Genomic DNA, 15,428 nt, shown 5'->3' on the forward strand with positions numbered 1-15,428 from the left:
CCGCCGAGTACATGAAGGTCCCCTTCCTTGCGCNCCCCCCCCCCCCCCCCCCCCCCCCCCCCCCCCCCCCCCCCCCCCGACACTCGACGGTTGGCCGTCGGAGGACGACTCGCGTGATCAGGTGGACGACAAGCCGTGTCGTCCGTCCAATCACGCGTGTCGTCCACCTGATCACAGGAGTCGTCCTTCTGATCACGAGTGCAGTAGGATCGAGGCATCGGGGTAGAAACGTGCTCTCCTCGACTGGGCACGCGCATACGCGGTATCGAACGAACCGTCACTCCTTCACTTCGAAGGAGTCGACCTTTGCGTTCCCCTGTTCAGAACCGTTCCCTGCGCGAAGCATGGCCCGCGCTGGCCGGGCTATCGGCCGTGTTCCTGGTCGAAATGCTCGACAACTCGATCCTCAACGTCGCGTTGCCGACCATCGGCCGTGAACTCTCCGCCTCGACGACCACCACCCTGCAATGGGTGACCGGCGCGTACTCCGTCGTGTTCGGCAGCCTGATGCTGGCCTTCGGCGCGCTGGCCGACCGGGTGGGCAGGCGCAAGATCATGCTCACAGGGCTCGCCCTGCTCGGCATGGCGAGCCTGGCCACGCTGCTCGTCACCGCCGCGTGGCAGCTCATCGCCGTCCGCGCGCTCATGGGTGTCGCGGCCGCGATGACAACCCCGGGATCACTCGCCCTCGCGTTCCGCCTGTTCGACGAGGACGTCCTGCGCGTCCGCGCCACCACACTGATCTCGACCGTGGGCCTGATCGGCCTCGCCGTCGGCCCCACCGCCGGAGGGCTCGCGCTCACCGTCGCGCCGTGGCACGCACTGCTGCTGGTGAACGTGCCGGTCGCCGCGCTCGCGTTCCTCGGTATCCGGGCCGGTATCCCCGCCGACGATCCCGCCGGGCTGCACCGCGATCCGATCGACGTCGCCGGTGCGATGCTGGGAACGGCGACGATCGTCCTCGCGCTGCTCGCCCCGACGCTCTTCATCGAAGCGGGCACGGCCTCGGCTCTGCCCTGGGGTGCCACCGTGGCCGCGCTCACCGCCGGAACCTGCTTCGTCGTCCGCGAGAAGACCGCCCGGCACCCCCTGCTCGACCTGAAACTGATCGCGCGCCCGCTCGTGTCCAGCGGACTGGCGCTCAAAGCCGCGGCGGGGCTGGCGACCGCCGGGCTCGGCTACCTCGTGACCCTGCAGCTCCAGTTCGGTCTCGGCTGGGCACCCGCCCAAGCCGCGCTGGGGATGCTGCCCCAGGTCGTCGTCCTCATCGCCGGCGGCGCCCTCATCGGCCCGCTGATCACCCGCGTCGGTCTCACCAAGGCCGCCTGGCTCAGCGCCGCCGCGGTGGTGTGCGGGCTCACGGTCTACACCGTGTTCGGCGGGCTCGGCTACGTCTGGATCGCCGTCGCGCTCGCCCTCGTCGCGGCGGGGATGCGCGTGGTCGGTGTCGTGGCGGGCACCAACGTCATGCGCGGCCTGCCCTCGAACCGGACCACCATCGGAGCCGCGCTCGTCGACACCGCCAGCGAGGTCACCACCGGGATCGGTATCGCGCTCAGCGGCACCATCCTCGCGCTGGTCTTACCCGGCGCCTTGACGGCGGCTCGGCAGTCGGCCGACTTCCCGAAGGCGATCACCTGCGCCGGTCTCGCGCTCACGCTGCTGGCCGCGGCGCTGGTCGGCTTCGGCCTCCTCCGCGGCCGGCGCCCCGAATAGACGTGAAGGCCCCCTTCACTGCGTCTAGCGCAATGAAGGGGGCCTTCACGTACTTACCGGAGGACTACAGCTTCGCGCACTGCCCGGCGGCCGGGCCGCGGACGGTGTTCTGCAGGTCGTAGTCCGTCGGAGCGGGGGAGTTGGCCGCGCACGCCAGAGGTCCGCCGATCGTGCTGGCAGTCAGCACCGGCCCCTTGTTGCCCGTCAACGCCACCGGCCCGCCGATCTCGGTCAGCTCGATCGAGACCGTCCCGGTCGTCCCGGTGATCGCCACCGGGCCGCCCACCTTCGTCCGGTCCAGCACCACCTGCGCCGCGCCGGTCGCCGTCAGCGGACCGGAGATCGAGCCGCCGCGGACGATCAGGCTCGCCCCCGCCGACACCGACACCGGACCGGAGATCGTCGCACCGTCCACACAGGTCACCCCGTTCCGCACGGTCAGCGGACCCTTGCGCTCGCCGGTGATCGTCTGCGCGCACGCCGCGTCGGGCTTGCCAAGCACCTCGAACTCCGACAGCGACGCCTCGCCACCCGTGGTCGCGGTGACCTCGAGCCGGTAGTAGGCGTAGTGCGCCGGATTCGCGATCTTGAACGCCCTGGTCTGCTGACGCCACTGGAACGTCTGGTCGGCCCGCTGATCCGCGACCGCCCACGTCTTCCCGTCGTAGGAGCCCTTCAGCACCCAGCTCTTCGCGTCACCCGCGCCCTTGCCCGAAGTCAGCGTGTAGAACGAACCAGCCTCGTTCGTCGAAGGCACCTGGTACTGGATCGGCGCCTTGACCTTCGCCTCGGTCCGCGACGTGTTGTCGAAGAACGCGGCGTCCCCGCCGGAGACCGGCTTGGTCAGGTCGTGCACCGGGGTCGGCACCGCATCGCCCTTGGTGATCGACTTCGGCGCGTCGTCCGGGCCGGTTCCCCACGACGACGGGTTCGGACCCATGTCGAAGTCGAGCGTCCCGCCGTTTGCGATCGCCGAATGCGGCAGCGACGTCGACGTCTGTGCCTTGCCGTTGACCTTCAGGCCCTGCACGTAGACGTTCTTCGCGCTGTTCTTCGGCGCGTTGACCACGATCTTCTTGCCGCCGGGTAGGTTCACGGTCGCCTTGGTGAACAGGGGCGAGCCGATCGCGTAGTCCGAGCTGCCGACCTGCAGCGGGTAGAAGCCCAGCATGCCGAACAGCCACCAAGCCGACTGCTCACCGTTGTCCTCGTCACCGCCGTAGCCCTGGCCGAGCTCACTGCCGACGTACAACCTGGCCAGCGCCTCGCGGACCTTCGCCTGCGTCTTCGACGGCTGACCCGCGTAGTCGTACATGTAGAGGGTGTGATGCGCGGCCTGGTTCGAGTGCGCGTACATGCCCATCCGCACGTCTCGCGCCTCGGTCATCTCGTGGATGACTCCGGGGTAGGTGCCGAACTTGAGCCCCTGCTCCGGCTTGGCGAAGAACTCGTCCAATTTGGACGCCAGCCCCGCCTTGCCGCCGAAGAGGTTCGCCAGGCCCTGACCGTCCTGCGGAACCGAGAACCGCATGCCGTAGGCGTTGGTCTCGGTGTAGTCGATACCCCAGACCTCCGGGTCGAACTCCTCCTTGCTCCTGGTGAACTTGCCTGCCGCGTCACGGCCCTGGAAGAAGCCGACACTCGGGTCGAACACGTTCACGTACTGGGTGGCCCGCTCGGTGAAGTACCCGTAGTTGTCCAGGTACTCCTGCTTGCGCGGATCGTTCGCCGGAGCCTCGTCGTGGAGCTTCTTCGACATGTTCGCGATCGCGTTGTCGTTGACGTAGCCCTCGATCGCCCACGAGAACCCGTGGTCCGCGGTGTTCGGCGCGTATCCGAGGAACGTGCCCTCGTCGATGCCCTTGCGGCCGACCGCGCCGTTCGGCGGGGTCACCGTGGCGTTCTTGATCGCCGAGTCGTAGGCCGACTGGACGTCGAAACCCTTGACCCCCTTGAGATAGGCGTCCGCGAACGCGGCGTCCGAACTGGTCCCGGTCATCAGATCCGCGTAACCGGGGGAGGACCAGCGCGAGATCCAGCCGCCGTCACGGTACTGCTGCACGAAACCGTCGACGAGCCTGCCCGCTGTGTCCGGGCTCAGCAACGAATACGCCGACCACACCGTGCGATAGGTGTCCCAGAACCCGTTGTTGACGTAGAACTCGCCGTCGACCAGTTTCGCCCCGGTCTGGGTCGGCGTGTCCTGACCGGCCTTGGGCGACACCGGGCTCGCGTACCTCTTCACCGGCTTCTCGACGGTGCCGACGTTCTCGAAGCCCGAGTTCGGGTACAGGAACAGGCGGTAGAGGTTGGAGTACAACGTGATCAGCTGGTCCTTCGAGGCACCTTCGACCTCGATGACCTTGAGCTTCTCGTCCCACGCGTTCTGCGCGGTGTCGGCGACGGATTCGAGCGTCGCGTTCGGGGCGAGCTCCTGCTCCATGTTCTTCTTCGCCTGGTCCACACTGATCAGCGACGTCGCGATCCGCATGTTCACCGTCTTGTCGGCACCCGCGTCGAACTTCAGGTAGCCGAGGACGTTGTCCCGCTTCTGGTCACCCGAACCGGTCGACAGCTTCGAACCGGCGGTCACCGGCTTGTCGAAGGTGGCGTAAACGAACATCCGGGTCGCACCCGCCGACAGCCCGCTCTTCACGTCGCTGTATCCGGTGATGGACCGGCCCGCCGGGTCGAGGGTCAGCCCGCCGTTGTTGTTGACGTTGTCGAAGATCAGGTTCGAGTCCGCCCCGGGGAACTTGAAGCGGTACAGCGCCGCGTGATCGGTCGGCGCGACCTCGGCCTTGATCCCGTTCTCGAAGTCGACACCGTAGTAGTGCGCCCGTGCGGTCTCGTTGGAGTGCTTGAACGGCAGCTTCCGCGCCTCACGGTCCGGATTCGGCACGCCGGACGCGGTCGAGGGCAGGAACTGGAAGGTCTGCCGGTCCGCCATCCACGGGCTCGGCGCGTGGCTCGCGGAGAACGCCTGCAGCGCCGGGAGGTTCTGCTCGTTGTTGCGCGAGTGGTACGAGTACATCCAGCTCAACGTGCCCGCGTCGGTCGTCGGGATCCAGAAGTTGAACCCGTGCGGGACCGCGGTCGCGGGCATGTTGTTGCCGCGCGAGAACGACCCGTTCGACAGCGAGCCGCGCGTGGTCAGCACGTTGTCGGACGGGCGAAGGCTCGCCGGCGGCGTCGGCGTCGCCGAGACCTTGATGTCGTCCAGCCAGCCCTGCAGCGACCCCGGGCCGTCTGCGTTGTCGTAACCGACCAGGATCCGGTCGACCGTCTTGCCCTTGGCGACCACGCCGATCTGCGAGCGCACCAGGTTCCACTGGTTGGTGTAGAGCACCTTGCTCGCGCCCTGGCCCTGCGGGGAGAGCCCGAAACCGTACTGGTCGACCGCGCCGAGCTGGCTCAGGTAGGTGCCGTCGGTGAACGCCAGGTCCACCGCGACGTTCGTGCTCGGGTACTTGAGGTCGCCGCGGATGAACTCCGGCTGCACCTTGTACGACAGCTCCGAGGTCGCCGCCACCGGGATGTCGACGTCGAAGATCTTGTTGTACGACCAGCCGTGCCCCGGCGCCTTGTGGCTGCCGGAGTAGCGGAACGCGCGCAGGCCGGTGAACCCGACCCGGTTCTTGCTGGTGTAACCGCTGCCCGGGCCGCTGTCGGTGAAGCTGCGCATGTTCGGCAGCGCCGGCGGGGCCGGGTCCTCGTTGGCCAGCAGCAGCTCCGAGAGCTGCAGGATCGGGCCCCCGTTGTTCTTGGTGATCTCGAGCCGGAAGAACTTGTACGCGGCGCTCGCGGCGGCGAGACGGTACTCCTTCTTCTGGAACGGCTCGCTGAACTTCTGCCCGGTCTGCCGGTCCAGATCGGTCCAGGACTTGCCATCGGCCGAGCCCTGGAGCGTCCAGTCCTGCGGGTTGCGGTTGTCGAAGTCGTTCGCCGACGACAACGCGTACCGGGTGATCGACGTCGGCTCGGACAGCGTGATCCGCGCCCAGCCGGTCGGGGTCCAGGCCAGCCACTTGGTGTCGGTCGACCCGTCGACCAGGTTCGCCACCCCCTCGTTCGGGGTGTTCTCGCTGTTGGCGGAGACCTCGGTGACCTTGCCGCGGATGTCACCGGGGATGGTGGTGGCGTTCGCGCCGTCGACACCGAACGCCTTCGGCTTGCCGGACGGGTCGACGTCGACGGTGTCGCTCCACGTCGGCTCCGGTTCGCCCGGCTCGAACGAGGAGTAGAAGTCCGGTGGGACCTCTTCGGCCGCGGCGGTGGCGGGGAGGGCTACCAGCCCGGACGCCACGACCGTGGCACTCAGAAGGCTGCAGACCCAGGGTCTGACGCTTCGGGGCATCGTTGCACCAATGCTTTCTCACAGGGGGACCGGTGACGCCAAGAGAGAAAAACTCGGTTGTGACATCGATGTCAAGACACCCGGACAAACCTGGCCCGAACTGGACAACCCGGATGCCCGGAAACCTGGTGGACAACCGACGAGGCCGGGGCCAGGGTGAAGACACGACTGAAGCCGATCCGGGAAACTGGGGTGGGGATATGCGGCGGTTGTCCATGCTCGGCGTGGCAGCGCTCGTCACGGCAGGCTCGATACTCACGGCACCGGCGGCCACCGCCGGTGAGACGACCTTCCGCCCGGTGCGCACCTGCGCCGACCTGGTGCGGACCTATGACGTCCCCGGCGCGGTCACGCACGTCGAGACCGCGACCGTGGTGCCCGCGACGGCGACCGAACCGGAGAACTGCGACGTCCGCGGCTACGTCGAACCGGCGGTGCGGTTCCAGCTGCGGCTGCCGACCAAGACCTACGCGGGGCGGTACCTGCAGTTCGGCTGCGGCGGCTTCTGCGGGGTGGTCAACACGCCTCCGTTCGCCGATTGCGGCCTCCCGCACGGCGGCGACGTCGCGGTCGCGGCCACCGACGACGGGCACGTCGGCAAGACCCCGGCCATCGTCGACGACGGCAAGTGGGCAGAGAACGATCAGGCCGCGCGCGACGACTTCGCCTTCCGCGCACCGCACGTGGTCTCGAAGGCCTCCAAGCGCCTGATCACCCACTTCTACGGCGCTCCGCCGAAGAAGTCGTACTTCAGCGGTTGCTCTGACGGCGGTCGTGAAGCGCTGTTGCTCGCGCAGCGCTACCCCCACGACTTCGACGGCATCGTCGCCGGCGCGCCGGCCGGATACTGGGGGCCGCTGCTCGGCGTCTACCAGACCTGGCTCGCCAAGGTGAACACCGGCGCCGACGGCAAACCGATCCTGACCGAAGACAAACTGCCGGCCCTGCACGCCGCCGCACTGTCCACTTGCGACAAATCCGACGGTCTCGGCGACGGCGCCATCGACGATCCGCGCACCTGCCGCTTCGACCCGGCCACGATCGCCTGCCCGCCGGGCACCGACAACGCGGGCTGCCTCACCACCGCGCAGGTCGAAGCCACCAAGAAGATCTACGCGCCGCCGACCGACGAACGCGGCCGCAAACTGTACCCGGGCGGCCAGACCGTCGGCTCCGAACTCTCGTGGTACGGCTGGATCATCCCGTCGCCGGAAACCGGCGGAATCCCGTTCGCGCACGCGCTCGCCGACAACTATCTGAAGTACATGGCTTACCCGATCGGGACACCGCATTCGTCGGTCGAGAAGTTCGGCTTCACCGCCCGTGAATTCGACAGGCTGACCCCGGAAGGCGTCCGCTCCAACGCGATGTCGACGGATCTGCGCGAATTCCGGCGTGCGGGCGGGAAACTCGTGATCTGGCACGGCTGGGCGGACCAGGCGATCCCCGCCGCGGGCAGTATCGACTACTACGAACGGCTCACCCGCGCCAACGGCGGCCCCGCCGCGACGCGGGACTGGGCGCGGCTGTTCATGGTGCCCGGCCTGTACCACTGCGCGACCGGCGACAAGCTGACCGAATACGACCCGCTGAAGGAACTCGTCTCCTGGGTCGAGCGCGGCACCGCGCCGGACCGGACGATCGCCACCGGCCGCAACACCGACGGCAAGGTCTTCCGCACGCGGCCGGTGTTCCCGTACCCGCTGCAAGCGAAGTACGACGGCACCGGAAGCGTCGACGACGCGGCGAACTTCGTGCCTGTCCCGCCTGCGCGGCCCTCGCACGATCTTGTGAACTGGGCGGGGAACGGGTTGTACGGGAAGGCGGGGCCGGTCGCTCCGTAGTGGTCCGTGAAGGCCTCCTTCCCTACCTTCAGGGTAGGCAAGGAGGCCTTCACGGACNGGGAGACGGAGCAGGCGGTCGTCGCGGTCAAGACGGCCTTCTACGACCAGTTCCTGCCCGCCTCGTGAACGTGGCGAGCACCTGTCCGTGAAGGCCTCCTTCCCTACCTTCAGGGTAGGCAAGGAGGCCTTCACGGACCGGTACCTCAGGAGAGGACGCCGTCCAGCAGCCGTACCCGCCGGTCCGCGATCCGGTGCACCTCGTCGTCGTGCGTCGCCACGATGACCGCCGCGCCCTCTTCGGCGCAGCGCCGCAACAGCCGAAGCACCCGTGGCGTGCTCCCGGCGTCCAGATGCGCCGTCGGCTCGTCGGTGAGCAGAACCCGAGGCCGCCCGCTGACCGCCCTGGCGAGCGCGACCCGCTGCTGCTGCCCGAACGAGACCTCGAGCGGGTAGCGGTCCCCGAGATCGCCGATCCCGAGTTCCTCCAGCAGATCCGAAACCCGCGTGTGGATGTCCTTCGCGCTGGGCTTGGGGACGTCGGACCGGAGCCTCAACGGCAGCGCCACGTTCTCCGCGATGGTCAGTTCGTTCGCGAGGCCGAGTGCCTGCGGCAGGACGGCGCAGGTGTGCCACGGCGGCGCGCCCGCTATCGGGACGCCGTCCAGGAGGACACTGCCGGAATCGGGCGAGTCGAAACCGCACAGCAGCGCCAGCAGCGCGCTCTTGCCGGAACCCGACCGGCCGGACACGGTGACCAGTTCGCCCGCGGCCACCCGCAGTTCGAGCCCGCGCAGGACTTCGACGTCCCCGCTGGGATGGGGGAACCGGCGGCGCAACCCGACGGCCTCGAGGGCGGGTTCCGCCATCACGGCACGACCTCCCGTTCTTCGACTTCTTCCAGTCTGCCCTTGTGCATCCGCGCGACGCGGCTGCCGAGTTCGATGAGCCGGTCGTCGTGCGACGCGACGATGACGGCGAAATCCTGACCCGCCAGGTACTTCAGGGTGTCGAGCACCCGGTCGGCGGAGCCTTCGTCCAATTGGGACGTCGGCTCGTCGGCGAGCACGACGGTCGAGCGGCGAGCCAGGGTGCAGCCGAACGCGAGCCGTTGCTGCTGCCCGCCCGACAGTGCGGAGATCCGCCAGCTGCCGGTCCCGCCGAGCCCCAGCTGTTCGAGGATGTCGTCGGGCAGGCATTCGGTCCCGGCCGATTCGGCGGCTGCGCGCAGATTGTCCGCGACGCTCAGATACGCGAGCAGGTTGTCGGTCGGGTTCTGGAACACCAGGCCGAGATGGGTCCGCCGCAGCGCCCGCCGGTCACGATGCCGCAGCTTGCCGGTTTCGCTGCCCTGGAACGAGATCGTGCCCCGCACGGGCTGTTCGAAGAGGCCGAGCGTCCGCAGCAGGGTGGACTTGCCGGAGCCGGAGGGCCCCGCCAGCACGGTGATCCCGCGCGCCGGGATGTCGAAGGTGACGTCTTCGACGCCGGTGACCGTGCCCGCCGGCGTCTGGTAGTCGACGCCGATCCCGCGCAGCCGGAAGATCGGTTTCTCAGGCACGGATCAACTCCGCGGTCCGGGCGGTGCGCACCGAGCGCATCGCGATCCAGCCCGCCAGCGCCACGACGAGCACACCGACGGCGAGTACGGTCAGGGCGAGCGGGGTCGGGTCGGGCAGCGCCGATTGCGGCGGGAGGAACGTCGCCGGATCGAACCGCGGCACCGAAAGCCCCGCGACCGAGACACCGCATACGACGCCGATGACCACGGCCAGCCCGCTGAGGGTGCCCAGTTCCATCAGATGGCTCGCCAGCAGGGCACGTGGCCGCATCCCCATCCGCAGCACCAGTGCCCCGGCGAGCGCGTTCTGCCGTCGCCGGACTTCGACCGCGACCAGCAGCGACAGCACGGCCACCACGCCGAGTACGGCCCCGAGCAGGGCCATGAACGAGAACGTCCACGACACCACGTAGAAGGGGAGCGCGTCGAGCGCGGACTCACGGGTGACGCGGTTGACCGCCGTCATCACCCCCACGGAGGCCAGCGCTTCGGTCACCTGCGTCATCGACGAGCTGGAGAGCACGCTCCACTTGGGCACGGTGCGCAACTGCGCCTCGGTGAGCGATTCCCGCGAGATCACGTACCCGGCCTTGGTGCCGATGATCGGGAACATCGGCAGCTCGCCGATCACCTCGGCGTCGGCGAGACCGGCGGGCAGCCTGGTCTTCTGGGCGGTGTCGTGTCCGATCCGGATCGCCGGGACCCCGGTGCCAGGGCTCGACAGGCCGGTCATCAACCGGTCGACCTCGGCGCCGTCGAGCGGACCGAGCGTGGCGGCCTGCCGGAAGGTCCGCGGGTCCACGACCAGCACGACGTTGCCGGTGCCGGTCAGCTCGCCGACGATCGTGGTGCCGCCGTCCAGCGAGGCGGGCAGCGAGACCTTCCCGGTGCCGACGACGCTTTCGGTGTCGACCCTGGTCTCGGCCCCGACGAAGATGGCGGACTTCGTCTGCAGGGCCTCTTCCTGACCGCGCGCGATGCCGATGCCGGTGGCCAGGGTCCCGATGGCGAGCGTGCCGATCACGAGCACACCGGTCACCGGCGCGCGGGCACTGGCGAGCCGCCGGATCGCCAGCTGCAACGCGGGCCGGGACCACAGCCGCGCGCGATGCGACGCGTGCAGGGCGAGCCAGGCCAGTCGTGCGGCGACGAGCCCGACCGTCAGGACGACGAACACCGGATACGTGAGCGCGAGCGGGTCGACCTGGGGGAGCGGATTGCCGATCCGCGACCCCTTGCTGTAGTCGACGAGCCGGTTCCAGCCGAGCAGGGCGACACCGGCGGTGAGCAGTTCCCAGGGGAAGAAGGCCAGGAACTTCATCTTCTTGCGCCGTCCGGAGCGGACCCGGCCGAGTTCGAACTCCCGATGGGTGCGGACGGAGATCACCCCGGCGAGCAGCACCAGCGAGACGAGCAGGATCGCGGCCGCGACGAGCGATCCCCAGAACGTCGCGCCGTCGTCCAGTTCACCCGGTGGCCCGTAAAGCCCGAGCAGCAACCGGGCGAGCACCGCGCCCGCCGCACCACCGGCGACGATCGGGAGCCCGAGTTCGGCGACCGCGAGCAGCCCCAGCGCCCCGGGACCGCTGCCCCGCGCGGACAGCAACCTCAGCTGCGGGTGCCGCCGCTGGTACCACTGCAACGCGACCGTGCCGATCCCCGCGCAGCCGACGAGGATGCTGATGGCCGCGAGCGGCAGGATCGAGATCAGGACGTTCGATTCCGCCTGCTTGCTGATCTGGACCGAGCGCTCGAACGGTAGCGACCCGACGATCGCGTCTCCGAGGCCGCGGGAGCCCAGATCCGCCTTGACCGCGGCGATGAGGGCCTTCCCGCGTTCCTCCAGGTCCTCGGCCTCGCTCACCGTCTTGGGCGGAGCCTCGTAGAACGACATGTGCAGCGTCTTGATCATCGGGATGCCCAGCGCGCGGACCGTGTCGTCGAAGGTCTTGCCGTCGTTGGCGAACATGACCGAGTCGAGCGGGTCGTTGGCGAGCCTGCTCACGACGGCGTTCCGCTGCTGTGAACACCACCAGCGCGGTGCCGGGTCGGGAAGGTCCCGGTACAGCCCGGTCACCGGAGGTATCGGGGTGCCCTGGATGCTCGGCGTGGCCCCGACCTTGATGTTCTCCGCCCCGGCGACGACGGTGCCGAGCAGGAAACCGGAGCCCGCGGATCCGCTCGTCACGTCGAGATGGCCCTGCGCCGCCTGGTCACGATGGGCGAGCACGACCTTGTAGTTGGGGTCGCCGTTGAACTCGGTGCCGAAGAGGTACGGCGTGTAGCGGGAGGTGACCGGCGCGGGGAAGCCGTGTGCCGGGGCGTTCCGGCGGACCGAGTCGACGACCTGCGGAGCCACCGCTGCGGGCACGTTGTCCTTGCTGAAGACCGGCCCGTAGTAATCCGGGCACACGATGCCGGACTGGTACGTGACGGCCGCGCCACCCGAGGCCGAGGCCTGCAGGACGGCGGCGGTGCCGAGGAAACAGGCCAGCAAGGCCGTCACCGCGGCGATGATCAAAGTCAGGGGACTGGTCAGTGCCGCTTTCGGAGCCGCTCGCCACGGCATTGTCACCCTGGGCCCGCCGGGAGCCCCCCACCTCACCCGCATGGATACGCACGCTACCGGTCACGGCGCTCTGATGACAGGAAGGAATCACTGTTTGTTGCTGACGTGAAGTAAGGTCTGGTCCATTGTGGTGACACGGGTGCGTTGTCACTGACTGTCCGTCACCAATTGGTCGATCGGCGTTGTCTCACCCTCCTCACTCTCCGCCGAGAATGCGGTTTCTCCGAGTGCCGTGACGATCACGCAGGTGATCCGGTCGACGTCGACCCGTTCGGCTTTCGGCAGGGGAGCGCCCACCGATCGCCGCGCGGCGGCCGCGGCACCGAGCAGCCGCGCGGCCAGGGGATACGAGCCGGCCGCCGCCTCCGCGCCGGCCAGGCCCTCGAGACCGAGGGCGATCGCACGGGGGTCCTCGCTGTGGCGAGCGATCGCGAGACCGTCCAAGTGGAGCCGTTTCGCCGCCGCCGCGTCGCCGCGTTGCTCGGCGATGAACCCGAGCTCGGCGAGGATCAGGGTGCTGCCCGCTTCGGACTCCACGCGGCGATGCCAGTCCAATATGGACAGCAGCCGCAGCTCGGCCTCGTCGAACCGCCCCTGACGCCGTGCGCCGAGCGCGAGCCCTGTCTCGGCGTAGACCTCACCCGGTTTGAAGCTGTACTCGACGGCCAGCGTCCTGGCTCGCTCGTGGAACTCCTTCGCTGCTTCGAAGTCGCCAGTGAGCAGCGCCGTCCGGCCCAGCCACGACAATTTGTAGGAGACCTCCGGCCACAGCTCCAATTCCTCCGCGCGGCGAAGACTTTCCCGATGGACGCGGGCGGCGTGCTCGTAGTCCCCGGCGATCGACGCCAGCATGCCGATCACGAAGGAGGCCTGCAACCAGCCCCAGCGTTCGCCGAGCCCGTCGAAGATGGCGGCGCTCTGCGCGGCGATCCGGCCGCCTCCGGTGAGGTCGCCGCCGGCGATCAGGTGGGCCGCCCGGTCGCTCAGCGCGGCGGCGGCGCTCCAGTCGTCACCGATGTCGCGGGCGGTTTCCAGCGCGCCGAGCGTGAACTTCTCCGCCCGGCACAGGTCGCCGACCGTGGACCACGCGTAGCCGAGGAACCACAACGCCCGCGCCCGCACGAGAGGATCGGCGATACCCCACACGGTCTCGTCCGCCGCATCGCCGGTGCCGTCGAGCACGGCGATCCCGGTGCGCCAGGCGAGCGCCTGCGCGTACTCGTCTCCGGTGCCGGAATCGGTGGCCAGCACGAGGTCCAGCGAGCGCCGGACCTCGGTGAGCCGTCCACGGAGGTACCAGAACCACGACGTCGCGTTCACCAGCCGCAACGCGAGCCGATGCTCTCCTCGCCGTAGCAGCGTTTCCAGCGCGCGACGGGTGTTGGCCCCTTCGGCGTCCAGCCTGTCGAGCCAGCGCCGCTGCTCTTTCCCGCGCAGACCCGCGTCCCCGCGTTCGGCCAGCTCGACGTGGAAACGAGCGTGCCGCAAGTACAGGTCGTCGAGTTCGCCTGCCTGCTCGGCGTGCCCCAAGGCGTACGCGGACACGGACTCCAGCAGCCGGAACCGCGGTTCGCCCGACCGGCCCGGCCTGCTGACCACCAGTGACCTGTCGACCAGCCGGGACAAGAGGTCCAGCACGTCACCGGCGGCGATCTCGCCGCCCGCGCAGACGGACTCGGCCGCGTCGAGCCCGCAGCCCTCGGCGTGGACGGCGAGCCTGCGCAGCACGATCTGCTCGGGCTCGCTCAGCAGGCTCCAGCTCCAGTCGATCATCGCCCGGAGCGTCTGCTGACGACGCGGCCCGCCTCGTCTGCCGGAAGACAAGAGGGCGAACCGGTCGTCGAGGCGGGCGAGGAGTTCGTGCACGCCCAGCGTCCGGACCCGGGTGGCGGCGAGTTCGAGCGCCAGCGGGATGCCGTCGAGCGTGCGGCAGATCCGCGCGACCACCGCCGCGTTCTCCGCGTCGAGCGCGAACCCCGGCGCGGCCGCCGCGGCACGGGCGGCGAACAGCCGGACGGCACTCGACTCCCGCACGGCGGCGAAATCCGGCAGGTCGGGCAGCTCCAGCGGCGGTACCGCCCAGACGTTCTCCCCCGGCAACCCGAGCGGCTCCTGGCTGGTGGCGAGCATACGCAGCCGTGGTGCCGTCGCGAGCAGCTTCTCCACCAGTGCGGCGACCGGTTCTACGACCTGCTCACAGTTGTCCAGGACGAGCAGGATCTCCTTGTCCCGCAACGCATCGGCCAGCGACTGGGTCAGCGTCCCGGCAGATGTCGCGTCTTCCCGGAGATCCAGCACGGCCGCCACGACGACGGCGACGAGATCCTCGGGCGGGCACGTCGGGCACTCGACGTTGTCCAGCCCTGCCAGCTCGACGAGCCAGGTGCCGTCGCCCATCGCGATCTTCGACGCGGCCTCGATGGCGAGCCTGGTCTTGCCCACACCGCCAGGCCCGGTCAGGGTGACCAGCCGCGCGTCGGTGACGAGCGCTCCGACCTCCTTGACCGCCGTCGTCCGGCCGATCAGCTCGGTGACCGCCTCGGGCAGGTTCCCGCGCACCGGCCCGGCGACGCGGACCGGCTCGAGGTCCGGGCTGCGGGTGAGGACCGCCTGGTGCAACGCCGCGAGCTCCGGACCCGGTTCGAGACCGGATTCGTCACGCAGGCGGGCACGCAGTTCGGCGTAGGTTTCGAGGGCTTCGCTGTGCCGCCCGGCCGCGTACAACGCGCGCATCAGCAGCCCGCGGAGCCGCTCCCGCAGCGGATGCCGCGCGACCAGCCCGGCCAGCTCCCCGGTGAGAATGCCGTGCTCGCCGAGCGCCAGCCGGGCTTCGGCTCGCTCCTCTTCGGCGAGCAGCCTTTCCTCCTCCAGCCGCTGCGCGGCGGCGACGGCGAACGGCTCGTCTTCGAACCCGGCGTACGCGGGCCCCCGCCACAAGGCCAGCGCATCCGCCAGCAGAGCGGCACGGGCGCGCGGGTCGACGGTGTCGCGGGCACGGGCGGTGAGCGCGCGGAACCGATGGACGTCCAGGTCGCCCGGCTCGACGGCGAGGACGTACCCGGCGGGTTGGTGCGTCACGAGATCCCGCGCGCCCGGCTCGGCGCGATCCAGCGCGCGGCGCAACTGGGAGACCTTCGTCTGCAGGGTGTTGCCCGGATTGCCCGGCGGATGCTCGCCCCACAGGTCGTCGGTCAACGACGACACCGACGCCGCCCTGCCGTCGCGGCTGAGCAGCCCCGCGAGCAGGAGGCGGACCTTCGCCTCGGGCACGACGACGGGCTCGCCCGCGGTCGTCCACACGGCGAGTGGTCCCAGCACTCCGAATCGCACGAAACCGACGTTAGCGCGGACCACCGACAGGATCGTGCGCGAGGCCGTGCGCGG

General features: G+C 69.5%; 7 protein-coding genes. 2 read left to right on the top strand and 5 right to left on the bottom strand.

The window, feature by feature from the left end; genetic code table 11:
* Positions 1 to 306 precede the first annotated feature (306 nt).
* Positions 307 to 1,716 (top strand): MFS transporter, encoded by a 1,410-nt coding sequence (locus tag ACXIZN_RS11545; RefSeq protein ID WP_457954229.1) that lies wholly within the window; start codon positions 307 to 309, stop codon positions 1,714 to 1,716.
* Between the two features lie 64 nt (positions 1,717 to 1,780).
* On the opposite strand, the gene ACXIZN_RS11550 is transcribed toward ACXIZN_RS11545, so the two are convergent.
* Positions 1,781 to 6,073 carry a GH92 family glycosyl hydrolase gene (locus ACXIZN_RS11550; protein WP_457954231.1) on the bottom strand — a complete coding sequence of 1,431 codons (4,293 nt, stop codon included), beginning with the start codon at positions 6,071 to 6,073 and terminating at the stop codon, positions 1,781 to 1,783.
* A gap of 215 nt (positions 6,074 to 6,288) precedes the next feature.
* Here ACXIZN_RS11550 and ACXIZN_RS11555 point away from each other — a divergent pair, with 215 nt between their 5' ends.
* Positions 6,289 to 7,917, top strand: coding sequence for a tannase/feruloyl esterase family alpha/beta hydrolase (locus tag ACXIZN_RS11555; protein WP_457960497.1), 1,629 nt, complete (start codon positions 6,289 to 6,291; stop codon positions 7,915 to 7,917).
* Between the two features lie 203 nt (positions 7,918 to 8,120).
* Here the strand turns inward: ACXIZN_RS11555 and ACXIZN_RS11560 are convergent, their stop codons facing one another.
* From ACXIZN_RS11560 to ACXIZN_RS11575, 4 genes are all read right to left on the bottom strand, one after another.
* On the bottom strand, positions 8,121 to 8,783 hold the full coding sequence (locus ACXIZN_RS11560) for an ABC transporter ATP-binding protein (protein WP_125677525.1): 663 nt from the start codon (positions 8,781 to 8,783) through the stop codon (positions 8,121 to 8,123).
* Positions 8,783 to 9,475: an ABC transporter ATP-binding protein gene (locus tag ACXIZN_RS11565; protein ID WP_457954233.1), complete on the bottom strand. Its 693-nt coding sequence runs from the start codon at positions 9,473 to 9,475 to the stop codon at positions 8,783 to 8,785. The genes ACXIZN_RS11560 and ACXIZN_RS11565 overlap by 1 nt, the downstream gene beginning before the upstream one ends.
* Positions 9,468 to 12,044 carry an FtsX-like permease family protein gene (locus tag ACXIZN_RS11570; protein WP_457954235.1) on the bottom strand — a complete coding sequence of 859 codons (2,577 nt, stop codon included), beginning with the start codon at positions 12,042 to 12,044 and terminating at the stop codon, positions 9,468 to 9,470. The genes ACXIZN_RS11565 and ACXIZN_RS11570 overlap by 8 nt, the downstream gene beginning before the upstream one ends.
* A gap of 147 nt (positions 12,045 to 12,191) precedes the next feature.
* Positions 12,192 to 15,374 (bottom strand): BTAD domain-containing putative transcriptional regulator, encoded by a 3,183-nt coding sequence (locus ACXIZN_RS11575; protein WP_457954237.1) that lies wholly within the window; start codon positions 15,372 to 15,374, stop codon positions 12,192 to 12,194.
* Positions 15,375 to 15,428 lie beyond the last annotated feature (54 nt).

The organism is Amycolatopsis sp. TRM77291, from assembly GCF_054166285.1.